The sequence below is a fragment of the Dysgonomonas gadei ATCC BAA-286 genome (assembly GCF_000213555.1).
In the GTDB taxonomy this organism is placed as follows: domain Bacteria; phylum Bacteroidota; class Bacteroidia; order Bacteroidales; family Dysgonomonadaceae; genus Dysgonomonas; species Dysgonomonas gadei.
In genome coordinates this window covers 1-25,054 of sequence record NZ_GL891995.1, presented here as the reverse complement: position 1 = coordinate 25,054, position 25,054 = coordinate 1, and the positions used below count along the sequence as shown (strand labels likewise).

Below are 25,054 nucleotides of genomic sequence, written 5' to 3'. Positions count from 1 at the left end.
AAGGTGAACACTTTAGGATATTTCAAAACATCACATTTTGTCTTAGCATTAGACACACTTGTCTGTACATTAGTTACTCCTTACAAATATAATATATTTTAATTGTATATATTAAAGCTGTCTAATAGTTTATTTTTTATTTACAATAAACCTGCTCTAAAAAAAGACAATGACATCCTTAGTTAAAAATACGGCTTCAACGATAAGCTTATAAGAAAGGCTATCGTTGAAGCTGAAATTGTAAAGAAAGGAAAGGAATATATTGAATTTGAAATACTAACGATAAGGGTCAATAATTAAATAAACTCCATACAGCAAAGCTGGCGAGGTTAGTCTTTTATAGCGAAGTTATTCACTTCGGGATAAAATGTCCTATAAGTATAAGAAGGGAGTACCCCCCCTTAGCGGTTATAGGTCTTGTGTTTTTACTGAATCTACTCTAATAATATAAAATCATAACTATAACTGATTTTGTTCTGCATCACTATTAATGCAGAATAAAATTAGTTGTAATGAGGTGGTTAGTTATTGATTTTTAGAGAGGTGGTCGTATGTGGCGTAGGGTTGGAGGTGTGTGGCGTTATGAAGATATGATTTTAAAGTATATAGGAGATTATACTTTATGATTCTTAAATATTTGCTAAATTTGGAGGCTGTTTAACGACGGTAATTTCTCTGAGAAAAAAATTTCACAATCAATTGTTAAAGGCTATATAAATTATAATATTTGGGATCATGGAAGAATCAATTGTCATAAAAAATTTCGGACCGATCAAGAATATCGAAATTAAGAATATACATCCTCTTACTATTTTTATTGGAGAGTCAGGAAGTGGAAAAAGCACAATAATGAAAGTAATTGTGTTATTTCGATGGATATATAAGATGGTAAATATTCGTTCGTATTTGAAACATGCAAATATTACAGAATCACCATTTAAATTTGATTTTAAACAATATCTCAAAAATGGAGGATTTGACGAAGATGCATATTTAAGTTCTGAAACCGAAATAATTTATAGAAAAGGAAATAATGAAATATCTTATCGAGGATCATTGAATACAAACATTATAATTCCAGAAGATGAATTAAGTTTAGAAAAAATGAGTTTCATAGCGGATAAGCGTAATATTATTTCTGAAATTCTTTCAAAAAATGCAGAGGTTAATAGTTTCTTTTTAAATGAAACATACGAAGATTTTAGAAAAGCATATCCATTTATAAAAGAATTAGCGATAGATTATTTAGGAGTGAAATATTCACGTAAAAAAGTGGGTAATACTACTCGACATTACATTGAAAATATTGATGGTCAAAAGCAATTTCCCCCTATAAAATTGGAAGAAGCTTCTTCAGGTATGCAAACAGTTACTCCTCTATCCGTTATCATAGAATATTTCTCTAAGCACTATGACTTCACTAGTCGTTTTAATAGTATCGTTGTTGGGTATTTATCTCAAAATGATAGTCTAAAAGATTTCAGGACTGGACAAAATATAGGTGATATAAAACATCGAAACATTAATATTCATATAGAGGAACCAGAATTAAGCTTATATCCTGAGAGTCAACGTAGTTTAATTAACTTTATTGTAAAGAGTTGCTTTATTGAGAATCATCGTGATTATAAAATGACAGTTATGATGGCAACGCATAGTCCATATATCATTAATCATCTTAATTTGTTAATCAAAGCGAGTGACAAAAACAAGCTAATTGAAGGAGCAAAAATCAGTTTCGAAGATATTTCAGTTTTTCAAGTAATAGACGGGAAGATAATTGACTTGAAAATAGAAAATGAACGATTGATAAATACAAACCCTTTATCAGAAATGATTAATGACATTTATGACCAATATAATTTGTTATGATGGACAGTTTGTTAAAAAGTGATTTCGTCGCTCATTACTCATTGAGTAGATGTACAATCTGCTCCGCTACGACAAATGATAAAGATTTTGATCTCGTTGATGATTCCCAAATGATTCATCCAACAAGAACAGGAGTAGCAAAATATAAAAATCCAAACTACAAGGAAGTAAAAATAATCAACTACGAATTATTTATAGATTCATTATCAGCCACCTTTAGGCAAGGAAGAGAAAAATGCGATTTAATAGCATATACTACTGATTGGACTCATTTTTATCTGAATGAATTAACAGATACTGATCCTAAATATATTCCCGCTTTTGCATTAGCTAATGGGACGCCAAAAATTGGAAAAAGGAATAAAGCAATAGCTCAATTATGTAAATCACTTATTGATATTTCTAATGTACCTTCAATCCTATATTTCCTTAATAATCATAAAATAAAAAAATGTTGTTTTTTTAATAAACAAATTAATTCTCCTCTTAGTATTACAGCTACAACAGCATTTAATCGGCTTTCCACATTAACAACAAATGGATTTAAAATTTCTAATTCTCTTATTGAATCTTTCGGATTTGAATTATGGGAATTTTCAGGAAATCAAGTTTGTGAACTATCAAGTATTAAGGTAATTATAAAGATTAAACAAGTTAAAAGTAGAATTGGAATGCCTATTGACCAAAAGCGAACACTTGATGCTCTAGGACTTCGTAAGCTGAATCGCATTGTTGAGCATGAAGCGACTCCTTCAATTCTTGGTATGATTAATAAAGTAAAGCATTTGGTTACTATAATAGAATAATATTATTAAAAAAGCAAAAGGCACCAAGGTATCCCTCTCCATAGTGTCGCCCCTTCAAAAACTCAACAGCTATCTCTCTGATAGAGATTAATTATATTCTGTATTAATAGTGATGTAGAACAAAATCGATGGCCCTTCAACTAAGAAGTTCATGTCTACTGTTTTAATGAGAAATTATTAAGTTTGGTTACTTTTATTTTTTTTAGTCGAGGCACTATAGTTTCGGTTTGGAAGTGTATGGCGCTATGGAATATATATTTCTCTGTATCTTAAATATTTGCTAAATTTACAGGCTTATATAATTATTCTTATTAGTTAATGTGTATTTCGAATAATTATTGCATATTTTTATTAGATGTGGCAAACTTAAAAAAGACATATGAGCTATAATATTGTTTCAGGAATTACACAACATTTTTATCACACTGTTCCTAGTGAGTTGGACTTAATTACAACAACACCAACAAGAGAAGGTATTTTTAAATATTTATCACAAATTGGTTATGATAAATTCCCTGAATTTATTTTTGATATTTTAATTAAAGTTGAAGGACATACGCCGGTTGATGTCACAGATGGTCAAGGCGATGAAAAACAAGACATTTTAACAATAAATCCTAAAGGTGAGCGCTGTCTTACTCAATGTAAACACACAGTAGATTATAAATCTCATTATAATGGTGACGACCTAGATTTACTTGTTGTAGCTTGTATGCGAAAAGCCTGCAAACAGGCTATATTTGTTACAAATGCAGATTTGACGCCACAAGGTAAAAAGTATGTGAATGACAGAGAATATAATAGAGGATATGATAATCCTGCTGATTGCCCTACCATCGACTATTGGAACGGATTTAAGATTTGGGATAAAATAAAAAATAATAAAGACATTATAAACAAATGGTTCAGTGGACTTGGGCAAGTTCACGGATTGAGAAGTTTCAAATTTGATTTGACAATTCAAGAATTACCCTTTAAAAAGGACTCAAATCATGAAAACAATTCGTTTGATGCTATCCTAAAATTATTGTCGGGAAAATCATGGATGACCGAAACAGTACCAGGGTTTGAATACAAAGCAGATATTTCAAAAGATTATGAAGTAAATATAAAAAAATGGTTTCAATTTACAGGCGAATTGGATATAAATTATTTACTACCCAACCAAGATGTTTCCTTTTTGAATCAGCCAGCGTATGCACTAACTATTGAAGTTCATATTAATTCAAGCATAGAGAAATACTCACCATCTGAAATAAGAGGTGAAATTGTAAATAAAATAGCCAATGAAATCCTGACGAATAATACAACTGAAAAGTGGTGGCATATAACTTCTAGTCAAATAAGAAGTATAATTTATCTTCATGATATTTCTGAACCTAGAGAAATACAACTAACACAAGCAACTACTTTTGTAAAAACACATTACAAAGCGACATCTAATGAATTGAGCTATTGTTCATTGTTGGAAACCCAATTTGACTTATCTGAAAATGATGAAGATTCAATTTGGAGACATAAAATGTCTGGTATTCAGGTTGTACAAATGTTCGAACAACCGATAAATCCTGTCGAACAATATAATTATCAGTTAATTCAATACAGACAACTAGAGAACATTAAATCCCATAATTTCTACGCTGTAGAAAATATTGACTCATCTTTACTAATGAGAATAAGAAGAATACTCGATCACGAGTGGATTGCATTCCAACACAATGAAAATAACTTAATTTGGGGAGTTCCACCGGAGTATAATCTTAAAAAAGTAGAGTTAATCAATAAGAAGTTAGAATTATTAAATCTGAAAGTTTTAAAAGTGAGACAAGAAGACGTTACTTTCATACTTGAAAATGTTCAAAAGGATATTATGCCAAGCAGTTGGATGTTTACTTCAGATATGAAAAGCATTAGCTTTCCTATTTTGCTTAATCAAAGAATTTTTTGGCTATCTAAAGAGCTGCCATTAAAGTCAAAAATCGGTATAGACAATGCGATGAAACTTTTGGAATACAAATACTCACTTGAAGACGAATATGGATTTAACCATCTTCAAGGAAAAAACGAGATGAAACTTAATTCTTCTGAATTGAGAGAGTTGCTATTTGATTTTTTCACTTTTAGAGGCAAAAGAATGTTAGATATCTCAATATATGATGAACCAATATCTATCAATGTTAGGTTTAGTGAAAAATCTACAGAATCCTCACAAAATTTAGCTACTAAATATATTGACGATTTTTTAAAAATATACGATTATATCAACAATCTCATTAATTGATATAATATAATGCTACAAACTTTAATTATGCACCAGATGTTCTGATAGAATGTCAAACGAAACTTCGCCTGTCCTTTTCGGTATCTCTTTAAAGTAATCGATAACTGATTCTGCCTGAACAATATCCTTTTTTATATTGTAGATTTCAATATCTCCATTTTCTTTAACTGAATAAGAACAATTGTCACTATCTCGAAAAATCAAATATGGTCCGCATTTATCAACAATATTATATGTCTTATTCAATTTTCCATTCTCGTATATGCGAACATTTTCGCATGTTGATATAAACGGATAGTACTTAACCTTATCAGCTCCATAACTATAGCTTCTTCCATTACTAAATGTGATGCTATATCCGTTGTCGGTACGGGTAACTGCTGAAATATCTCTTTTGTATTCATACTCTTGGGATGTTTTATTTTTCAAGTATATTAGGAATGGGTACTTCATGGTTCTCTCTTATTATAAATTAGGCAATAGAACTAGGATAACAATTACAGTATTGAAATCTTATTCTTCATAAAGAACGTCTTTATGGTCAACCAAAACTTCGACAATGAGCTTAATAGATTTTCGTAATCACCAGTAAATATAATTTTATTGGTTTATATCAGCTTAGTATTATTTATATAATCCTCCTTATAATGATCTCCCCATTGCCACATCTGATCAATAATTGGAATTAACCCTTTACCTGCTTCGGTCAAAGAGTATTCTACTTTCAAAGGCAATACAGGATATACCTTTTTCTCCAGAATCCCCATCTTCTCCAATTCGCCTAGCTGCTTTGTCAGCACTCGTTTTGGTGCAATACTTATACTTCGCTGTAAATCACACGGTCTTACAACTCCTTTGCTGATCTCTGATATCAACCAAGCATTCCAACTGGATGATAAAACATCAATTGCAATGCGTACCGGACAATCAGAATAGTCCATTGGGTTCTTCTTTACATACATAATATTTCCCTTTTTCTCCTGTATTACAAAGGTAATTAATTCTTAATCAAGTGGAGATTAATTTATCACCCGATGAAAGATTTATCCCTTATTGATCAGATAATTAAGAGTGCCTAACTTTGTAAGAAAGAATTAGGACGAATGGACACGCAGGAAATAATAGTAAAAGGAGCAAGAGAAAACAATCTCAAAAATATTTCAGTTAGAATACCTAAAAAGCAGATAACTGTATTTACTGGAGTATCAGGTTCCGGAAAAACTTCATTAATCTTTGATACAATAGCAGCAGAATCGCAAAGATTATTGAATGAGACCTATGATAGTTTTATCCGGCATCGGCTACAACAATATGGTAAACCCGATGTCGATAAACTTGAAAATCTATCTGTTGCGATTATAGTTAATCAAAAAAAGATAGAAGGTAATGCCCGTTCCACTGTTGGAACAATTACCGACATATATTCATTATTGAGATTATTGTTTTCCCGTATCGGACAACCCTTTGTTGGTCATTCATCTGTTTTTTCTTTTAATAACCCTCTCGGAATGTGTTCCTGTTGTGAAGGTCTCGGTAAAACCAATGTTGTTGACTTGGATGAATTAATAGATAAAGAAAAATCTCTGAATGAAGGAGCGATAAGATTCCCCACATTTGAAGTCGGTGGATGGCGTTGGACACGTTATGTATATTCAGGATTGTTTGATAATGATAAAAAAATAAAAGACTATACCAAAGAAGAGTGGCATAATCTAATCTATGCAAATGATTTAAAATTACCACATCCTGATCCCCGATTCCCAAAGACGGGAATATATGAAGGTGTACTTCCTCGTTTTGAGCGAAGCTTTTTCAAAAAAGAATCAAAAGAGATTATAGGTAAAAATACAAATAGATACAAAGAAGTTGTGAAACAAGGTATTTGCCCTGAATGCAACGGAAATCGCTTGAGCCATCAAGTTCTATCATGTAGAATAGACGGGAAAAATATCGCTGATTGCTATAATATGCAGATTGACGATTTACTCATGTTTGTAAAAACGATTAAAGATAACTCGGTTTCACCACTATTGGATACAATCATAGAGAATCTTGAAAATCTATTATCTATTGGCTTAGGCTATTTGACTTTGGGTAGAGACACATCTTCCTTATCGGGAGGAGAATCTCAACGGATAAAGCTTGTTCGGCATTTAGGCAGTAGTTTGACCGATCTTACTTATATTTTTGATGAGCCGAGCGTAGGACTTCATCCGAATGATGTACAACGACTAAATAAGTTGTTGATAGAATTACGGGATAAAGGAAATACAGTACTAATTATAGAGCATGATCCGGATGTTGTTGCGATTGCTGATTATATTGTTGATATGGGAATTGGTGCCGGTAAAAACGGAGGTAGTATTGTTTATGAAGGAGACTTTGAGGGGTTGAAGAAAGCAGACACTCCAACCGGAAATTATCTCAATTGTAAAACTTCTCTAAAAAAAGAATATCGAAAGCCATCGGGTTACCTTTCTATAAAAAACAGTTCTCTTCACAATTTGAAAGAAGTATCAGTCCAGATACCGAAGCAGGTATTAACAGTCGTTACAGGTGTGGCTGGTTCAGGAAAAAGTTCACTTGTAAAATCATTGATAAATCAGTACAAAGAAATTGTTGTAATAGACCAAAGTGCATTAAGAGGAAGTAAAAGGTCAAACATATCAACCTATACCGGAATATTGGATGTGATAAGAACTATGTTTGCAAAACAGAATAAAGTGATGCAATCTTTATTCAGTAATAATTCGGATGGAGCTTGTCCCGAATGCAAAGGACTGGGGGTTATATCTACCGATTTGGCTTTCTTGGATGCTGTTGAAGTGCGTTGCGAACATTGTAATGGAACAGGCTTTAAACCGGAAGTTCTGAAATATAGACTAAAGGGGAAATCTATTACTGATATTATGTCTATGACCATCAGTGAAGCAAATGCTTTTTTCAATGAACAGGAAATAACACAACCATTAAATAGGCTTTGTGAAGTTGGGCTAGAGTACCTGACATTAGGCCAATCATTAAACACATTTTCTGGAGGAGAACGCCAACGGCTAAAACTGGCAACAGAATTGGGTAGTAGAGGAAACACATATATATTTGATGAACCAACAACTGGGCTACATGGCTCAGATATAATTAAACTCATAAAACTTTTTAATAGATTGGTAGATGATAGAAATACAGTCATTATTATTGAACATAATATAGATATTATCTCTCAAGCCGATTGGATTATAGACATGGGACTTGCTGCTGGTAAAGATGGAGGTAAAGTCATATTTGAAGGCTTGCCTATTGATCTAATAACAAGTAATGTTTCATTAACGGGAAAACATCTAAAAAGGTATATAATTCAGAGTAATGGAATGAAAACTTAAGTTGAAAGAAAAAAAATAAAAATTACAAGTATACCTATTTTTCTTATTTCTTCTAAATGTACCTTAATCTCAATATTTCAATAAGCTTAGTCTATCATTTTTTATTATGTCGTTTTTATATATTTAAACCTGTAAAGCATAAGGTAAGTAGAAGTTATCTTATGCTTTTTATTATTTTTGTAAAAAGAATGATCATGAATGCAGAACAGATATTAAAACAACATGGAATAAAAAAGACAGTTTGTCGCAAATGTATTATCGATAAACTAATAGAAAGTGATGATACAGCCTTAACTGAAAATGAAATCAAAGATGCATTTTTAGATTTATTTGATCGTGTTACTTTCTATCGTTCTCTTAAAACATTAGAAGAAGCCAAAGTAATACATCGTATTGTTCTAAATAACACAATTGTAAAATATGCCTTAAGCAGCCAGTTGGTTTTATCAAGGATACATCCGCATTTTCACTGTACTCGTTGTGATAAAGTTACTTGTTTAGACTCTTCTCTATTAGATAGAAACCTACATTTACCTTCAGGATATCATGTTGAATCGGCTCAAATCTTGCTTGAGGGTATATGTCCTGATTGTATAAAAAGTAAGAGGAGCTAAATATAGCATCCTCTTTTAAACTTTATTATTATAGTTAAAGACTTAGATCATTATTCAAAAGCATGCATAAATATAGGATTTCCACTTGTTGAAACCACAGGGCTATCACTGACTACACCTGTTGAAGGATTATAACTAAAGAATCCTGCACTCTTATCTCCATAAGCTGCAAAAATAACGTTGTCTTTATATGTATCAATGAATACACTATGTCCATCACTCAAAGGTATCCCATCAATTTTCTTTATAGTTCTCGTTTTTAGATCCATTAATACAGCCATTGAATATTTGGCAGTATATGGATTATCCGCCATGAGTTCAGTGATACTTACATAAGCGGCGAGCTTTCCATTTCCAATATACTTACAATTAGAGAGTGATCCCGGTTTATAAGATGTTCCTTCTATCATTGTCTGAGAGATATCCCATGACGCAGATCCATCAAATTCGGTTTCACCCGAACGGATACAAATAAATCCAGATTCAGGGAAGCGAGGATCAAGTCCGAAACCTCCGGCACACCCGATATACAGATCATTACTTTCATCCGTGAAAATCATGTCTTTAAGGAACGGGCGGGTTGGAAAAGTCATTCCTGATGCCTTTTCAGATACAATCTTAACTACTTTATCTGTTTTTAAATTCACAATAGCTACATCTGCTTGTTTGTAATCAATATAAGGCATCCAGTTAGGACCTATTTGATCCAAAGGGACATATAATAATTCATCCCGAATAAACATAAAAGCAGGATCCGGATTGTTATCCTCATAGCCATAAGAAGCTAAATCGATTTCCCCTGTTTTAGCCATTGTACTAGGATTGAATATTAAAATTTTACCTAAATTATATAAAGGAGTATAAGCCTTTTCGTCATTATATTTTACAAAACTATATGCCCCTGACATTGGCGGTAAACTTAACGACCCTGATTTTGTCAATCCCGTTGTTTCATTGTAGGTATATTTTAATATTTCCTGCGTTCCGTCTTTTCCAAATTCAGGAAAAATATAAATATCTTTTCCATATATCCGTACTCCTGCATCGAATCCTACCTGAATACTATTTTTATTATCAATAGTTTGTTTGGTAAAATCAGATATGAGTTGAATATAAGAAGAGCCGCTAGCTCCATCTGGATTTTTCACAGTGGTTTCAATCAGGATTTTCCCAACGCTCTGTTCTGAATTAGAACCATCATTGTCATCACATGCTGTTAAACTCAGAAAAAGAGTATTAATGCATAAAGCTGATAAAAAATTAATTTTCATTTTTTTAAATATTAGTATGTTATTTAAATATGTACCGAATCTTAAAACCTAGACTTCTTCCGGGTAAAGGGCGGTTAAATTCCGAAAGAAGGTTCTTGTCTGTTAAATTTTTAATTTTACCTGATAGGAAAAGTCTGTTGTTCATCAAACTGTGTTCAAATCCGATATCGAATGTCAGACTTTGGGGTATTCTTCGCTGGCTGTTTGTGGTCATCTCAAAATCATAGAAATATTCTTCTATATATGATGCATCAGAGAATATACGGGTATTTTGTCCTCTTCCTCCAAACAGGTTTTCCTTATGAAATTCTAGTCCGGCATTTCCCATTAAGTAAGGGATATTAGGCATCCGTTTTCCTTTTGTCGGATTTGGTAATTCACTTTCCTCTTCATATTTACGTACATCCCTCAAATCCTGGAATGTTGTATTGAAATAGCCATACAGCCATGGAAATAAATCCATTTTTACATCAAACTCAACACCCAATGTCCGCATTTCCCCAAAATTCTGATATTGGGCATCAATAAATCCTTTTGTAAAGCGAATCATATTCTCTAAATGCATATAAAAGAGACTTAACTCAATCTGGAGATCGTTCGAGGAAATACCCACCCGATCATAAAGTAGCCCTAAATTAACACTTGTATTCCGCTCCGGAACGAGCCCTTCTGATGGAGAGATAGAATATCCGTCTCCTAATAACTCCGTTTCGGATGGAATCCTCACATCATATCCTACCGAGAACTTTGCCATCAAATCCGGCTTAAATTTATACCGCATTGCATTGCTGATACCAAAATCATTTTTAGATAAATCAATATCTTTTACATTATCACCTCCATATATCTGGGATTTTTTGGTATTCATCGAATATATATAGTAACGAGCCGTAACCGAGTTTAAGAATTTATCATCTTTGGTTCTGAAATCATAGTTTATACCGCCGACCCAACTCCTCATCTTTGAATCAAAAACACTCTGCCTGCCTAAACTAAGATTGCGAAGACTATCTTCCGGATATCCGTTCGCTAGATTGAAAACTGAATTGAAATTCACTGAGTGTGACTCATTGATCATATACTCCAGATTAATTTTATTAATAAGGGTAAACTTCTTATCATTCGAATTTGCTGCGTATTGATTACCCAATTCCCCGCCATACTTTGTCGTTGTGTATGGATTTCCGTCCCAGTCATATCTGACTTTGGCTGTATCTATCAAATTAATCTTAGTGAAAGCTACTGCCGTGGAGAAGTCAAGGTCAAGACCGGGAAGAAGGAAATCTTCCTTTTTTAATGTATTGGCAAATAGAAACGCCCGAGAATTGGTCTCTGCTTTACGGATATCTGTTTCAATTCCTTGTATTTCCTTTTTCGTATCAATAAATACAGGTTCGAATTCGACTTCATCAAACCACCATTTCGTAGCTTTAAAACTTCCTCCTATCAAAATCTTTTGAAACCGATCATGATTCCGCTTGATTTTTAATCCTTCCTGATAGGGTGAAGTCATTGTATAATCGTTATCGGCATAAGTATATCCCCCTCCGACACCGAAAATCAAGCCTTTGTCTTTCAGGTTACGTTTGGATACAACTTGTAGCTTGTTTGAATTAAATGACTCTCTCATATAGCTGACATCCATATATTTGTCCGGATATTCCTTAATTTTTATATTGACAGCTCCTCCCATCGATGACCCTCCGAAACGGGCAGGTACAACCCCCTTATAGATCTCGATGCGCTCAATCATATCTACTGGTATATCATTCAGGTCTATAAAGTCACTTTGGTCGTTTAATGGAATCTCATCAATGAAGAACCCAATCCTTTTTCCTTCAAGTCCTCGCACTGAGATTCTCGAGGCACTTCCGACTCCACCTGATGTACGGATAGTCATACCCACAGTCTTGGATAGAATGTCAGATATACTTGTTACAGTTCCCTGTAAACTGGACATATTGATTACTGTAACCGGCATTCCTTCTTCTTTTAGTTTCCGGGCTTCTGTCTTTGCGGTAACAGTTACTTCCGAAAGACTGTTCTCATCCGGAATTAGCCTGATTTTAATTTCTTTCGTTTCACCTGTTTTTAATTCAACCTGTTTTGATTGAGACTTATATCCCATAAATGATATTTGCAGTAAATATTTCCCTTCCGGAATATTATTGAAACTAAATTCACCATTTTCATCAGAGACTCCGCTTCGGTTAACAGAATTAATGTGAATGGATGCACCAATCAGTTCTGCATCATTCTCACTATCACAGACCATCCCTTTTATATTTCCTGAAGATGATTGGGCAAACACAGTTGCAGTTGAGAATAAGACACAACCTATGAAAATGAGTATTTTATTCTTATCCATATTTTAGTTTATTTATTAGTGTTTATACAATAGCAATATCTGTTATTTATTGAAGAATTTATAAATAGCAGATTTTATATCTTTTTCTGATCCGGTATCACTCCCAATGAGATAATCTTAGAACCTTTTCCAAAAACAGGAATATAACTTAACAGACGAACCATAAAATTATAGGGGCGCATTCCATGCATAATATAAAATACCTTATCCATCCTTAAAGCTGGATCCCATTTTTCAAATACGAGGTTGTCATCAAATCCCCAAGCAAAAACCGCTTTTGCTTTTCTTAGGGTATCGTGCTTATCCGAATGGCGACTAAGATATTCGGATAATCCGTCGAAAATAACGGTTGATTCCGGAAAGCGATTAGCTATAGCGATTAGCAAGTTTCTGACCTTTTCTTCGGGAAAGTACATAAATACTCCTTCTGCGATAAAAATGAAATGTCTATCGGGATGCTTCTCTTGCAAATTGTCTAACCAATCTGTTTCAAAAGCAGATCCGGCTATTAGATATTGATTTTCTCGTGTTGGGATTAACTGCTCCCGCAATTGAATAGATTCCGGAATATCCAGTTCATAAAAAATTGCTTCAGAAGCATTCTTTATCCGGTTATATCTGTCATCCAAGCCACAACCAATATTTACGACAATTGTATTTTGATGGGTAGAGATGAACTTTTCCAGTTCATTGTCTATATATTTAAGGCGAACACAAGTCCCCAAACGACTCATTGTTTTGATTCCAGAATATTTTTCGAACGGATAATCTATCCTGTTCATCAACTCTAAACTCTTATTGTCTCCCAAAACAGGATGTTCTTGTTGAGCATCTAAAGCTCTCATGTAGACTGTGATGAAAAGTGTATCAGCGATATTATCACTGATGGAGGGAACTAATTTTTTCATAATTTGGATTTGATTAAGATAGCTCAAAGGTAGATGTTACAATAACTAAATTAAATCGCCATTTTTTGTGATAATTTCTGTTGAAATAATTATTATTAGGTATTCATAACTGTGAAAGATAAAGTTTAAACGCATAAGCTAACAGGTGTATATGACTGTTTATAAACCCAATAAACAGTCATATACAGATTGTTGACATTATTCTATATATTAGAGTTTGAATTATAAATTATAGTTTCAATCCCTGTCTTTTATCTTCAGGCTTACAGCTTTCAATTGTTGCCACCCGGCCTTATCTGTCAGTCGAACCATAAAATGATAGTCTCCGGTATCTACATCCGAGGGTATTGAAATCTCATTATTTGCTTCAAATATTGTTTTCCCTGAAGGGATAGAGAAATCCTGATTGTAAACGAATGCCTTTACAGGAGTCTTCTTTGGCTCCAGATCGCACTCCACATCATCTGTACTGTGCGAATGATGATCGAAATTATTATGTATTTCGATATTATAGTTTCCCAATTCCTGATTATCAGCAAATACCGCTCTGAATGGAAAACTTTCGCCCCGATACAAAATAATGCAGTTCTGAGGAAAAGCATTGCTGCCACTCATATCGATGGAAGGCTTTTCCATATCCTGACTATCATCATCGTCGTTGCTACACCCCATAACAAAAAGGCAAACAAGACAGTATAAAATGATTTTTCTATTTATCATATTCTTTATTTTTAGCGAATAGTCCTTTTTCAAAAACTATCCGCTATTGATATTTAATAATTTATTATGCTCCAGTAATAGTCAATTTCTCTTTTATGGTTTTATTGGCTCCTTTCGCATCATTTGTTCTTATTTCAATTACATATTCTCCAGCTACAGCACCAGTTGCGTTTAAATGCTTATGGAAAGTGTACTCTTTTACATCTCCGGTTGCAAACTCATCAGAATATGTCTCATTGAATACATAGGTTGTCGGAGTTGCAGCTTTATAAATACGGACACGAATAGAGGTCAAAGGATCTGAAGCATTCACCTTAAATTCGGTATGAATGTTAGATGCTACTGCCGAATTATTACTTCCTATTTCTAAACCGGATATAGCAATTCCTGTTTCTCTAATTTCTATATCCATTGACTTTTCAAGAGATTTACCGTTCTTATCGTATATCTTGAAGTGTAGATGGTAGTCTCCTGCAGGAGCATTTTCTGGGATCGATATATGTTTGTGAAAATCTTTTAATTCGGTTTCACCGGCATAAGTATAAGTTGTATCGAGTTCAAAAGCAGTTGTTTCGCCTTCGCTGTGAATTTCTACAAATATCTTGTCAATTCCATTTTCAGCTTTAATAGATGTAGCCTCTACAACAGGGGCAGTACCGATATATCCGATTTTATTATCGGCAAAATCATGTCCTGCTCCGAAAGTCAAACCGTCTATACTAATATTCACAGGTTCAGCTTCGATTGTCAGTTCCGATTCTACCGTTGTAGTTTGTCCGAATTGATCTGTAACCGTAAAATGCAGGTGATAATCTCCCGCAGGGGCATCAGCCGGAATATCGATATGCTCGTGGAAATCGGCATTCTTGACTCCGATATATTTCCCGTCTTTATATGATTCTTCAATTTTAAAGCTGCCTCCACTTTCCTGATGAATTTCAACATCAATTTGCTTTATCATCCCATCAGCCACGATAGTGCCTTCCAGATGCAGATCGCTTCCGGCAACTCCAATCTTGCTATTTTCACTACCGACTTCAGTCAGGTTTATAACCGGTTTTGCCGGATTGTCATCATCGTCATCACTGCTACATGATGAAAAGATGAATAATGACGTACTTAGAAAAAGGATTGTTCCCCATAGAAATTTTTGTTTCATAACATTTAATTAATTAAGTGGGCTATATATGCCCGGTTAGAGAATAAATAATACTTAGTGTATTGTGTTAAAAATTATATCTGATCATAACTGATATATTCCGTCCCGGTTCGGGAACATCTATCAGCCGGTAATAACTTGTATGATCGTAATACCGCTTATTCAATAGATTTTGTCCTTGTATGCGTATTTTTATTTGTTTCTGATTTATTTGCCAACTACGCCCCAACGACATATTTATCGTCTGATATTCTTTTGTCTTGTTTTCAGGCGGAACAATTCTGTCCTGCGCTCCTACTATTTTATACTCCAACCCGATATCACCATCTGTCCCGAATATTTTGTTTTTGGGGTGGTAAGTAACCGTTAAATTGGAAGACCAAGGAGGAGAAAACGGAAGCGTATAACCTTTCTTATCTCCGGAAAGCTGCTCTGCATACAAATATTCACCTTGCACACTCAGAGTAAACTGTTGGGTTAGTTTGTATTCCAGACTGGCTTCAAATCCATATCTTATTACTTTAGCCTGTGTATAATAATACATCTGTAAACCTTCGTAATAACCCGAAGTCGGATTCAAATAGATATAGTTAGGGAAATAATTCAGGTAAGGTTCTACCTGAATATCTAAAACATCATTTTTCCAGTTAATACCCAGGTCTATCTGATAAGACTCTTCTGCATTCAGGTTCTTATCTCCTTTTTCGTAGCGGAATATGTGATAGTTCACGCCATCAGACCCCAGCTCTTTGGGGGTTGGAGCCCGGAAACTTTTACCCACATTAGCTTTAAGCATCCATTTGCTTTTATTGAAATTAACTCCGGCTGACCAGGTGAAGCTATTGAAACTCCTTTTCAGGTTTGCAGCCCGCTCTTTATATACCCAATCTCCATTTTCCACAGGAGTCTGATACCAGTCGTAATAGCTGTCTATATAAATATCCGTTTGGTCAGCACGTATACCTGCACTTACAATTAAATCTTCCGAAATAAAATAGCGGTCATAGAGGAAAGCTCCTATACCTGTTGTCCGAAAATCAGGTATAATAAAACCCCATCCATCTCTTGAGTTATGCTGATGTTCAATATTAATTCCACCTTGCAGAGAGTGTTTTTCCTTTAATGGCAGCTTGAAGGAGATATTGGATGTGTATGTATTCTTATTAAACTTACGCTCCAAAGCATCGGGTGGGATAGGCATATATCCATGCGATACAGGTTCTGACAGTTCCTTTCTCAGATTATTTTGATAAGCAAAATTACCATCAAGATGTAATGTCCCGATCTGCAAATGGGAGTTGTTGATTACTTTGAAATGGTTCACCGAATGATAGGGCAGGTCGATATCCCGAGAGGATTTATCATAGTCGATATCGGACATGCGCACTTCAAGACCATGTGCATCGGCAAAGAAGCCACTCTTCGAATATACATCAGATATCAGAAAATTACTTCTAAAGTTTTTATCAATATATCCCAGTGTAATTCCGGCGTTCCGATCTTTTCCGGCTGTATTTCTGAGTCGCCTGTCTTTGAGTTTTATATAATAAGAATAATATTGTATGCTATCAGTGGGAACTTTGTAATCACCATAATCCATATAGGTGGCATTCACTTTATAATAAAATCGATTCTTTCGTCCGGCTATCTGACCGGAAAAACCAAGTGATTCATTATTGCTTCTGCCATACAGATTTATATTTCCTTCGGTTTTAGCTGAAGGGACATAATTATTGCGTAAACTGATTACTCCACCTATGGCATCGCCTCCGTATAATAGAGAACTCGGACCTTTTAATATTTCAATATCATCTACCGAAAACTGATCTATTTCTAAACCGTGATCTTCACCCCATTGCTGTCCTTCGTGCTTGATTCCATTCTCGGTAACCATCATCCTATTAAAGCCAAGCCCCCTGATAGCAGGTTTGGACTGTCCCGAACCAATAGTCATGGCTCTGACTCCTGGTATTTTCTCCAGACTTTGCATCAGGCTACCGGAGAAATTATCTTCGATATATGATTTATCAACCTGAACAAGATTCTGAGCCGATTTCATTTGAAGACTTCTTTTATTATTTCCGCTGACGATGACCTCTTCCAGCTCTATATTGTTCTTTCTGAGAATAAAGTCTCGACGTATACTACTGTTTACCTTTAGTTGTGTTGACAAAGGGAAGTACCCTAAAGCGTCAATATGGAGTGTTATAGTCCCCGAAGTTGACAGCGTAAGTTCAAAAAAGCCATTTTGGTCACTTTGTATTGTATTGTTATTCCCTACCACAGAAATAGGTACTGCTTCTATCGGCATCCTATCTTCATTCATCACAAACCCGTTGATTTTGAATGAAGATTGAGCTGATAGATTGAAACAGCATAAAACCAAAGTCAGTAGTGTATAAGTAAATCTCATTAAATATTTTTTTATAAAAAATCCCAGTTATTATCTGTCAATAGTTCATTCTGATAAGCATTGTATTCAATGTCCGTACAAAGACAGTATTCCATTTCTTGTCTGATCTTTTTCTCATCCATATCTTGTCCGATGAATACAATCTCATTCATCCGGTCACCCCATGTCTTATCCCAACGACCCATGATATATTCCTCATTTGCCTGAAACGAAGGATGTTGATTTCTTTCTTTTGTTGGAAAAGAAGCCCACCATGAACCGATACGTTCCACCACGATAGAACCTCCGGCCTGACTTAGTAATAATGCCTCATTCTTTCGGCTTGCCAGCCAGAAGAATCCTTTGCTGCGGACAATGCCTGCATCCCAGTTTTTGCTTAAATATTCCTTGAACCTTCTGGGATGTAAGGGACGATGTTCACGAAAGACAAATGAACCGATGCCGTATTCATCTGTTTCGGGAGTATGCTTATTCTGTAGTTCTTTCTGCCAGCCCGAACTTTGAGCAGCCTCAGCAAAATCAAATAAATGGGTATTTAGTATTTCTTTCGGATCAATCTTTCCATGATCAGCTTGAATAATCTTTGCATCCGGATTTAGTTTTCGGATAATATGTTTCATCTCTTCTTGTTGATGGGCCGAGATCAGGTCTACTTTATTCAGTACGATGACATTCGCAAATTCAATTTGTTCCACGAGGAGGTCTACAATGGAACGTTCGCTGATTGTATTATCAGGATCCCTGTCCGTTAATGTTTCCGATGATCCGAAATCGTTATAAAAATTAAAGCCATCAACAACGGTTACCATGGTATCCAGACGTGAAATTTTCGTCAGGTCAACACCCAAGTCTTCGAATGCGTAACTGAATGACTGGGCTATCGGCATAGGTTCTGCGATACCCGTTCCCTCTATCAATAAATAGTCGAATTTGCCGTTCTCAACTAAGCGGGTTACTTCTTTTACCAGATCATCGCGCAGAGTACAACATATACAGCCATTGCTGAGTTGTACCAGTTTTTCCTCTGTGCGGGAAAGGGTCGAACCTTTTTCTACTAATTGTGCATCGATATTGACTTCACTCATATCGTTTACTATGACAGCGACTTTCATATTCTCCCGGTTATTGAGAATATGATTTAATATGGTTGTCTTTCCGGCTCCTAAAAAGCCACTTAAGACTGTTACAGGTATCTTGTTCATTGTTTTTTATTTTATTGTTCTGCTCTTAATTTGTATATATTTTCTTCTATTTCCAGATTATCCAGATTACGACCGATAAATACGAGCTTGCAATAACGTTCGTCATCTTGCTGCCATAAATCGCCCCTGTCAAATACATAATTATCTTTTATAGCATGCAGGATGCATTTCTCTGGAACATCTTTGAAACTGAGAATACCTTTTACCCGGTATGGCCTGTATTTAGCAAAGAACAGGATCGTCTCGAACCAGAAGCGGAAACGCTCAAAGTCCAGATCTCCGGGAATAGAGATTCCGATTGATTTGATATCATGCTTCAAATTATTATTACCTAAAAAGGCCAGATTTTTAAAAGTGGAAACTGATTGTTCTATTTTCCTGCCTGAATATTGATGGGTATCTAAAATTTCTAATTGTGAAATATCTGCCTGTGAAGTCGGATATATCGTTGCCAGTTGGTTAAAATCCTGTATCTTACTTATTAGCTCATTGGAATAACCTTGCCTTACCAAATCTATTTTGTTCAGTAGGATAATATCGGCGATAGTAAGTTGTTTACGGGCTTCCGGTTCTGAATCGATCAGATCTTCAATGTTGACGGCATCCGCCAGACAGATAACTGAATCAATAGTAAAACGTTCGATGATCTCATAATCGGAAAGGAAAGCATTTACGATAGATGTCGGATTGGCTATACCCGTTGTTTCAATCAATAAATGGTTGAAATCATAGCCTCCTGTTTGTAACTTATTGATCAGTTCATAAAAATCGGCGTTCAACGAACAGCAGATGCATCCGTTGGACAGTTCGAATATATTTTCATCAGCTCCGATAATAAAGCTTCCGTCCAAGCCAATTTCTCCAAATTCATTTTCGATAATAGCAAATTTTTTATCAGGGTGCTTCTTTATCAGGTTATTGATAAGAGTAGTCTTTCCGACTCCGAGGAAACCGGTTATTATTGTCACAGGTATTTTGCCCTTCATTGTTTGATTGGATAATTCGTTTTATAATAATGATTTTTGCATAGATTTGAATTTCATCCAGATCAGGGCATTGACGCAAGCTACCACACAGATATTAACCGCTCCCAGATATAGTACCTCCATATTAAAGCCGAACTTATATATAATGGGTATCCAATAACTGGGTATACTCCAGACTGAAGACATACAGATAGGGCATTGAAGAATAGGTTTCCGCAGGTATTTATTGAGTCGGTATTGCTCGTCCATTCTGTAAAACCGAAGTAGTCCCTCTTCCATCTCTATCTTTACCCTGTTGTCAATGTGATAGAGTGTATCTTCTATCTTATTAGAATATATCCCTAAAGACCGCCCCCTGCTTATAATTTTCAATCGGCCATCTCCTTCAATCATATCCAAATCGGGTAGCACCATCCGAATTTGACCTATGAGACTCGTAAACTGAGAACCCTCATAGTATATTTTTTCCAGTTTTGTTCGGCTCAGGTATTTTAAAACCGGATATAATATCATCCCCATACGATCTCTTTGTTTTCCGTTGGGTAGAATTTCGGTGCTGTCATCGGCAGCTATTCGCACACCAACAATAAACAGCGATTGTAGTAATACATAGCCTAATGCGGCTAGTATTCCATAGAATAGATTGCTTACCTCCATCTTGTTTTATTTATTATCTAAATGCCTTGCTAATACAGAGACCAGTTCAGGTTCGGATATCTGACCTGAATGTCTCCAAATTTCAGATTCTCCTCTAAGAAGTGTCAATGCAGGTATAGAGCGAACTCCAAACTGTAGGGCTAGACCCGGATGGGAATCTATATCTATTCTTTGAATATTCAGGTTCTCATTTTTCTTCTTGGTCTCGAATGTGCGGCATGGGGCACACCAACTTGCATAGAATTCAATTAATTTATATTCACATTTGATCTCTTCCATTATTAACCCTTTTATATTTTGATGTTAGATTACAAAAACCATTATTGTTCTTCATCTGAATTATTACATGCTTTGCAAATTCCGGTTATAGTTATACTGCATGTCTTTTCCGTATATCCTTGCGGAACAACAGGGATCTGGGCTTCTATCTCCATATCTGTGAGTTTTTGACATTCAGTACAATAAAACTGGACTGCTGTTTCACTGCTATGATTCTCATGACAGAAAGTGTATTTGATTATTTTTCCCTGAGTGATCATACCCTGGATAATATTTGTTTCCAGCAGACTTTTAATCGAACGGTAGAATGTTACCCTGTCAACTTCATGTATTCTTTTTTTTATATCGGATTCACTTAAAGGAGCCTCACTATCTATAATCGTATTCAAGATGGCGACACGCGCTGCTGTTCCTTTTAAATTATTCCTATGTAATATTTCTTTAACAGATTCCATAATGATGTATTTTAAATCTGAAATGAATCGACAATGCAAATGTAGTATAAATTCATTTGCAACTGTGTTGCAAATATGGAAAAATAATTACATTTGTTGAAAATTTTATTGGTTATGGAAAAAAACTTAATAACAAATAGTGTTCAATATTCTTATAATAAGAACTATACGTTCGTGTTTCCGGATATTGTGTGTGAAAAAGGAGAACATTTACTTATTACCGGAGCTTCGGGTTGTGGGAAAACAACATTGCTTCACCTGATTGCAGGTTTGGTTACACCCAAAAGGGGGAGTATTTTGATAAAAGGAAATGACATTGCTCAATTAAGAGGTACCAAGTTGGATAAATACAGAGGACGGGAAATCGGAATTGTTTTTCAAACGCCTCAATTTATAAAATCGTTAACAGCAGAGGAAAATCTAAAGATGGCAGTATCTCTTAATAACCTGTCAGTAGATAATATATATCTGGATAGTCTTTTTAATACTTTAAATATAGTGCATTGTCGGAATCGTAAAACAAATGAGATGAGTCAGGGAGAATTACAACGCCTGTCTATAGCACGGGCTGTTATAAATAAACCCTCGCTAATCCTCGCAGATGAACCGACTTCCAGCCTCGATGATAAAAATTGTAAAGAAGCTATAAAGCTGCTTCGCTACCAAGCTGAAAAACTTCAGGCGGGGTTAGTAATTGTCACACATGACAACAGGCTTATTCAGGATTTCTCAAAAATCGTTCATTTAGAATCTTAAAAAAACAGGTATGAATATTGTACAATTCAACTTCAAACAAATAAAGAGCCGTCCGTTATCCTCGGTTTTGAATATAATTCTTTTTGCAACCGGAGTTACTATTATCTCTTTGGTTTTCCTCCTTAAAGACTCATTTGAAAACCAAATGGATAAAAATGCCGGAGGAATTGACCTTGTAGTGGGGGCTAAAGGTAGCCCTCTACAACTGATACTATCCGGTATTTATCATGTAGATTATCCAACCGGAAATATAGATTATAATGAGTCAATAGAACTGAGCAAGAATCCCTTGATAAAACAGGCTATTCCTCTTGCCCTTGGAGATAACTTTAACAGGTTCCGCATTGTTGGAACCAATAAGGCATACCCCACTATTTATAATGGACAAATACAAGCGGGAAGCTTGTGGCAAAAAGACTTTGAGGTAACGATAGGTTCGAAAGTCGCCTCAAAAACAGGCTTAGTAATAGGCCGGCAATTTGCAGGGGTACACGGGCTATCGGCAGAGTCGGATGATGTACATGAGAGTACTCCTTATACAGTAACGGGCATCTTTAAAGAAACAGGAACGGTGCTCGACCAATTGATCTTAACCAATATTGAGAGTGTATGGAAAATACATGATAGTCATGAGCATAACGAGGCAGAAAAAGATCATGAGCATGATACGGATGGGGGACATGAGCACGAGCACGATGCAGATTGTGATCACAGCCATGAGGAACGTGAACACGAGGAAGGGGAGCATCCTAAAGAAATAACAACATTGTTGATCCAGTACCAAAATCCGATGGGTGCTATCAGCCTGCCGCGTCTTATCAATAAGTCAACAAATATGCAGGCTGCATCTCCCGTACAGGAAATAAATCGCCTGTATTCCTTGTTGGGGCTTGGGATAGAAGCTTTGACTTATATAAGCGGATTTATAATCCTAATCTCAGCCTTGAGTATATTTATCTCTCTCTTAAACTCCTTAAAAGAAAGAAAATATGAATTGGCTTTAATACGCGTTATGGGAGGAAGTCGATTCCGATTGTTTGTTATCGTTATTCTGGAAGGGATCAGTTTTGCTATTATCGGATATATTGTCGGATTTGTGGCCAGCCGTTTTGTGATGTTTGCTCTATCTACCTATACTGATAATAACTTTAATTACACATTGCAACAATGGGTAACTCCTACGGATCTTTCTTTATTGATCGCTTCTTTGATCATTGGTATCGTTGCCGCAGTCATTCCTGCTATCAAAGCAATGAAAACAAATATATCAAAAACACTTAGTCAATGAAAAAAGTATTTTTTGCCATAATCCTCACTTGTTGTTTTTGTTCGGTAAAAGCACAGAAACCGATTGCCTGGCAGGCATTAAATGACGTAACGTGGAAACGCAGCTATGTTAAAGCGTTGGATGGATATTATGATGTAGCACGTTTTGGAGCGAGCATTGAAGCTCTCAACAATAAAGAGATATTGATTAAAGGTTTTTATGTACCGATTGATATGGAAGGCAAAATATTTGCCCTTTCTAAATCTCCGTCAAACATGTGTTTCTTCTGTGGCACGGGAGGTATAGAAACCGTTATGGAGATATTTGTAAAAAAAGGCCACAAGGAACTAAAGCGAGTCAAAACAGATAAATATATTGAAATAAAAGGAATTCTACGACTAAACAGAAATGACCCTTACCATTTGATGTATATGCTATATGATGCAGAACTGGTACGCGTTATTAAATAAATTAAAATTACAACTACAGATATGGAAATTAATAATGCTTTATATGCGATATTAAGCGCATGTTTTGTCAGTGCCCTGTCATTTGTCGGGGTATTTCTTTTATATTTTAAATCGAACAAATTAAGTGTAATATTGAATCTGCTGATTTGCTTCGCTATAGGGACCTTACTCGGAAATGCTTTTTTTCAGCTAGTCCCCGAATCTTATTTTCACATGGAATCAGCCAGATTAACTTCGTGGCTTATCCTCGGAGGTTTCTTTGTGTTTTTTATACTGGAACAATTATTACATATCAGCCATAAAAACAAAAAGGCTATTAAGCCATATGGATATTTGAGCCTCTATGCCGATGGAATACACAATTTTGTAGACGGTATACAACACTAACAAGAGGAGGTGCTACACACATAACACTTAGTGATTATGATATAAAGAAACCTGAGAATGTATGTAGAAGTGAATATTCTTTCACTACTGGTAATCAAATTAAAACAGTCGAGTTAAGAGAAAGATTACTCTCTATTTCTCCCTTTATAGAGGTCGATACTCTTGAACATTTATATTGGGAAAGAACAGTGAAAAATAAATTTAGAACCACTCATAAGACTGTGGAAGAGGAAAAAGTATTAGAAAAACTACTTGATTATGATTACATAATAGATTGTAGTACTGATAATGGACTAATGTGTATAATATAATTGAAAAGTAGTCCACTTAGTAATTGAAAAGTATACCACTAAGTGTCTCGGACGAGATTGGTTAAAGATATTTATTCCTCATTAGATTGTAACATTTTTTTAGTTTCTTTAACTCTGTAAGATTGTCCATTCATATTGATAAGATATGCTTTATGCGTGAGTCTGTCTACCATGGCAGCCACGAGAACTTTATCCTTTACTATTTCCCCCCATCTGTCAAAAGCAAGATTTGTTGTAATGATTGTAGACCTCTTACCGGCTCTTAGGGACAGATGGTTAAAGAGCAGTTCTCCTCCTTCCTTATCACAAGAGACATATCCAAACTCGTCACAGATGACCATATCGTATCTCTGGAAGCGCATTTCAAGCTGCCTGAGACTTTTTTGTAGACCTGCATTCCCTGATTTGTGTAAGCAGTCGCGGTACGGAAGTAAAAAGAACCGTATAGCCCTCCAGGCAAGCTTTAATCCCCACGCCCTATGGACATATGCG

The 25,054-nt window shown here is 35.2% G+C and carries 22 protein-coding genes and 1 pseudogene; 9 read left to right on the top strand and 14 right to left on the bottom strand.

What is annotated here, in order from left to right:
- Positions 1-735: 735 nt before the first annotated feature.
- The 3 genes from HMPREF9455_RS21210 to HMPREF9455_RS20005 all read left to right on the top strand — a co-directional run bounded on the left by HMPREF9455_RS21210 (position 736) and on the right by HMPREF9455_RS20005 (position 4,959).
- Positions 736-1,872: an AAA family ATPase gene (locus tag HMPREF9455_RS21210; protein WP_006801587.1), complete on the top strand. Its 1,137-nt coding sequence runs from the start codon at positions 736-738 to the stop codon at positions 1,870-1,872.
- Between the two features lie 635 nt (positions 1,873-2,507).
- Entirely contained in the window at positions 2,508-2,678 is a 171-nt protein-coding gene (gene rpmD, locus HMPREF9455_RS21205; RefSeq protein ID WP_280985170.1) for a 50S ribosomal protein L30, read from the top strand.
- Between the two features lie 379 nt (positions 2,679-3,057).
- Positions 3,058-4,959 (top strand): restriction endonuclease, encoded by a 1,902-nt coding sequence (locus HMPREF9455_RS20005; RefSeq protein ID WP_006801585.1) that lies wholly within the window; start codon positions 3,058-3,060, stop codon positions 4,957-4,959.
- Positions 4,960-4,980: 21 nt separating this feature from the next.
- On the opposite strand, the gene HMPREF9455_RS20000 is transcribed toward HMPREF9455_RS20005, so the two are convergent.
- Together HMPREF9455_RS20000 and HMPREF9455_RS19995 are read right to left on the bottom strand one after the other, a co-directional pair.
- Positions 4,981-5,412 carry a hypothetical protein gene (locus HMPREF9455_RS20000; protein ID WP_006801584.1) on the bottom strand — a complete coding sequence of 144 codons (432 nt, stop codon included), beginning with the start codon at positions 5,410-5,412 and terminating at the stop codon, positions 4,981-4,983.
- Positions 5,413-5,567: 155 nt separating this feature from the next.
- On the bottom strand, positions 5,568-5,921 hold the full coding sequence (locus HMPREF9455_RS19995; RefSeq protein WP_006801583.1) for a winged helix-turn-helix transcriptional regulator: 354 nt from the start codon (positions 5,919-5,921) through the stop codon (positions 5,568-5,570).
- Between the two features lie 141 nt (positions 5,922-6,062).
- On the opposite strand from HMPREF9455_RS19995, the gene HMPREF9455_RS19990 reads away from it, so the two are divergent.
- Together HMPREF9455_RS19990 and HMPREF9455_RS19985 are read left to right on the top strand one after the other, a co-directional pair.
- Positions 6,063-8,339 carry an ATP-binding cassette domain-containing protein gene (locus HMPREF9455_RS19990; RefSeq protein WP_006801582.1) on the top strand — a complete coding sequence of 759 codons (2,277 nt, stop codon included), beginning with the start codon at positions 6,063-6,065 and terminating at the stop codon, positions 8,337-8,339.
- A 194-nt stretch (positions 8,340-8,533) separates the two neighbouring features.
- Positions 8,534-8,953, top strand: coding sequence for a Fur family transcriptional regulator (locus HMPREF9455_RS19985; protein ID WP_006801581.1), 420 nt, complete (start codon positions 8,534-8,536; stop codon positions 8,951-8,953).
- 50 nt (positions 8,954-9,003) lie between these two features.
- Here the strand turns inward: HMPREF9455_RS19985 and HMPREF9455_RS19980 are convergent, their stop codons facing one another.
- The 11 genes from HMPREF9455_RS19980 to HMPREF9455_RS19930 all read right to left on the bottom strand — a co-directional run bounded on the left by HMPREF9455_RS19980 (position 9,004) and on the right by HMPREF9455_RS19930 (position 21,371).
- The gene (locus HMPREF9455_RS19980) at positions 9,004-10,224 is read right to left on the bottom strand and encodes a hypothetical protein (protein WP_006801580.1); all 1,221 of its coding nucleotides are present in this window, start codon (positions 10,222-10,224) and stop codon (positions 9,004-9,006) included.
- A 19-nt stretch (positions 10,225-10,243) separates the two neighbouring features.
- Complete coding sequence (locus tag HMPREF9455_RS19975) at positions 10,244-12,592, bottom strand: TonB-dependent receptor (protein WP_006801579.1); 2,349 nt, start codon at positions 12,590-12,592, stop codon at positions 10,244-10,246.
- 74 nt (positions 12,593-12,666) lie between these two features.
- Positions 12,667-13,500 (bottom strand): class I SAM-dependent methyltransferase, encoded by an 834-nt coding sequence (locus tag HMPREF9455_RS19970; RefSeq protein WP_006801578.1) that lies wholly within the window; start codon positions 13,498-13,500, stop codon positions 12,667-12,669.
- Positions 13,501-13,737: 237 nt separating this feature from the next.
- Complete coding sequence (locus HMPREF9455_RS19965; protein ID WP_006801577.1) at positions 13,738-14,220, bottom strand: DUF4625 domain-containing protein; 483 nt, start codon at positions 14,218-14,220, stop codon at positions 13,738-13,740.
- 64 nt (positions 14,221-14,284) lie between these two features.
- Complete coding sequence (locus HMPREF9455_RS19960) at positions 14,285-15,379, bottom strand: DUF4625 domain-containing protein (RefSeq protein ID WP_006801576.1); 1,095 nt, start codon at positions 15,377-15,379, stop codon at positions 14,285-14,287.
- Between the two features lie 67 nt (positions 15,380-15,446).
- Positions 15,447-17,792, bottom strand: a complete 2,346-nt coding sequence (locus HMPREF9455_RS19955; protein ID WP_006801575.1) for a TonB-dependent receptor — start codon at positions 17,790-17,792, stop codon at positions 15,447-15,449.
- An 11-nt stretch (positions 17,793-17,803) separates the two neighbouring features.
- Complete coding sequence (locus HMPREF9455_RS19950) at positions 17,804-18,994, bottom strand: GTP-binding protein (protein ID WP_006801574.1); 1,191 nt, start codon at positions 18,992-18,994, stop codon at positions 17,804-17,806.
- Positions 18,995-19,005: 11 nt separating this feature from the next.
- Positions 19,006-19,980, bottom strand: coding sequence for a CobW family GTP-binding protein (locus HMPREF9455_RS19945; protein ID WP_006801573.1), 975 nt, complete (start codon positions 19,978-19,980; stop codon positions 19,006-19,008).
- Between the two features lie 21 nt (positions 19,981-20,001).
- Positions 20,002-20,637 carry a hypothetical protein gene (locus HMPREF9455_RS19940; RefSeq protein ID WP_006801572.1) on the bottom strand — a complete coding sequence of 212 codons (636 nt, stop codon included), beginning with the start codon at positions 20,635-20,637 and terminating at the stop codon, positions 20,002-20,004.
- Positions 20,638-20,643: 6 nt separating this feature from the next.
- Entirely contained in the window at positions 20,644-20,916 is a 273-nt protein-coding gene (locus HMPREF9455_RS19935) for a thioredoxin family protein (protein ID WP_006801571.1), read from the bottom strand.
- 41 nt (positions 20,917-20,957) lie between these two features.
- Entirely contained in the window at positions 20,958-21,371 is a 414-nt protein-coding gene (locus HMPREF9455_RS19930) for a Fur family transcriptional regulator (protein WP_006801570.1), read from the bottom strand.
- Positions 21,372-21,485: 114 nt separating this feature from the next.
- Here HMPREF9455_RS19930 and HMPREF9455_RS19925 point away from each other — a divergent pair, with 114 nt between their 5' ends.
- From HMPREF9455_RS19925 to HMPREF9455_RS19910, 4 genes are read left to right on the top strand one after another with little or no spacing between them, the layout of a single operon-like run.
- Positions 21,486-22,127, top strand: coding sequence for an ABC transporter ATP-binding protein (locus tag HMPREF9455_RS19925; RefSeq protein WP_006801569.1), 642 nt, complete (start codon positions 21,486-21,488; stop codon positions 22,125-22,127).
- A gap of 10 nt (positions 22,128-22,137) precedes the next feature.
- On the top strand, positions 22,138-23,415 hold the full coding sequence (locus HMPREF9455_RS19920) for an ABC transporter permease (protein WP_006801568.1): 1,278 nt from the start codon (positions 22,138-22,140) through the stop codon (positions 23,413-23,415).
- Positions 23,412-23,864: a hypothetical protein gene (locus tag HMPREF9455_RS19915; RefSeq protein ID WP_006801567.1), complete on the top strand. Its 453-nt coding sequence runs from the start codon at positions 23,412-23,414 to the stop codon at positions 23,862-23,864. Before HMPREF9455_RS19920 ends, HMPREF9455_RS19915 begins: the two co-directional genes overlap by 4 nt.
- 21 nt (positions 23,865-23,885) lie before the next feature.
- Positions 23,886-24,251, top strand: a complete 366-nt coding sequence (locus HMPREF9455_RS19910; protein WP_006801566.1) for a ZIP family metal transporter — start codon at positions 23,886-23,888, stop codon at positions 24,249-24,251.
- Positions 24,252-24,633: 382 nt separating this feature from the next.
- On the opposite strand, the pseudogene HMPREF9455_RS19905 reads toward HMPREF9455_RS19910, so the two are convergent.
- A pseudogene (locus HMPREF9455_RS19905) lies at positions 24,634-25,036 on the bottom strand (ATP-binding protein); the annotation flags it as partial.
- Between the last annotated feature and the right edge of the window lie 18 nt (positions 25,037-25,054).

Coding starts and splice junctions, on each gene's coding strand:
- HMPREF9455_RS19930 (WP_006801570.1), bottom strand. CDS start 21,371: ATGGAATCTGTTAAAGAAATATTACATAGGAATAATTTAAAAGGAACA.
- HMPREF9455_RS19975 (WP_006801579.1), bottom strand. CDS start 12,592: ATGGATAAGAATAAAATACTCATTTTCATAGGTTGTGTCTTATTCTCA.
- HMPREF9455_RS19980 (WP_006801580.1), bottom strand. CDS start 10,224: ATGAAAATTAATTTTTTATCAGCTTTATGCATTAATACTCTTTTTCTG.
- HMPREF9455_RS19915 (WP_006801567.1), top strand. CDS start 23,412: ATGAAAAAAGTATTTTTTGCCATAATCCTCACTTGTTGTTTTTGTTCG.
- HMPREF9455_RS19940 (WP_006801572.1), bottom strand. CDS start 20,637: ATGGAGGTAAGCAATCTATTCTATGGAATACTAGCCGCATTAGGCTAT.
- HMPREF9455_RS19910 (WP_006801566.1), top strand. CDS start 23,886: ATGGAAATTAATAATGCTTTATATGCGATATTAAGCGCATGTTTTGTC.
- HMPREF9455_RS19995 (WP_006801583.1), bottom strand. CDS start 5,921: ATGTATGTAAAGAAGAACCCAATGGACTATTCTGATTGTCCGGTACGC.
- HMPREF9455_RS19985 (WP_006801581.1), top strand. CDS start 8,534: ATGAATGCAGAACAGATATTAAAACAACATGGAATAAAAAAGACAGTT.
- HMPREF9455_RS19990 (WP_006801582.1), top strand. CDS start 6,063: ATGGACACGCAGGAAATAATAGTAAAAGGAGCAAGAGAAAACAATCTC.
- HMPREF9455_RS19935 (WP_006801571.1), bottom strand. CDS start 20,916: ATGGAAGAGATCAAATGTGAATATAAATTAATTGAATTCTATGCAAGT.
- HMPREF9455_RS20005 (WP_006801585.1), top strand. CDS start 3,058: ATGAGCTATAATATTGTTTCAGGAATTACACAACATTTTTATCACACT.
- HMPREF9455_RS20000 (WP_006801584.1), bottom strand. CDS start 5,412: ATGAAGTACCCATTCCTAATATACTTGAAAAATAAAACATCCCAAGAG.
- HMPREF9455_RS19965 (WP_006801577.1), bottom strand. CDS start 14,220: ATGATAAATAGAAAAATCATTTTATACTGTCTTGTTTGCCTTTTTGTT.
- HMPREF9455_RS19955 (WP_006801575.1), bottom strand. CDS start 17,792: ATGAGATTTACTTATACACTACTGACTTTGGTTTTATGCTGTTTCAAT.
- HMPREF9455_RS19945 (WP_006801573.1), bottom strand. CDS start 19,980: ATGAAGGGCAAAATACCTGTGACAATAATAACCGGTTTCCTCGGAGTC.
- HMPREF9455_RS19960 (WP_006801576.1), bottom strand. CDS start 15,379: ATGAAACAAAAATTTCTATGGGGAACAATCCTTTTTCTAAGTACGTCA.
- HMPREF9455_RS19920 (WP_006801568.1), top strand. CDS start 22,138: ATGAATATTGTACAATTCAACTTCAAACAAATAAAGAGCCGTCCGTTA.
- HMPREF9455_RS21210 (WP_006801587.1), top strand. CDS start 736: ATGGAAGAATCAATTGTCATAAAAAATTTCGGACCGATCAAGAATATC.
- HMPREF9455_RS19970 (WP_006801578.1), bottom strand. CDS start 13,500: ATGAAAAAATTAGTTCCCTCCATCAGTGATAATATCGCTGATACACTT.
- HMPREF9455_RS19950 (WP_006801574.1), bottom strand. CDS start 18,994: ATGAACAAGATACCTGTAACAGTCTTAAGTGGCTTTTTAGGAGCCGGA.
- HMPREF9455_RS19925 (WP_006801569.1), top strand. CDS start 21,486: ATGGAAAAAAACTTAATAACAAATAGTGTTCAATATTCTTATAATAAG.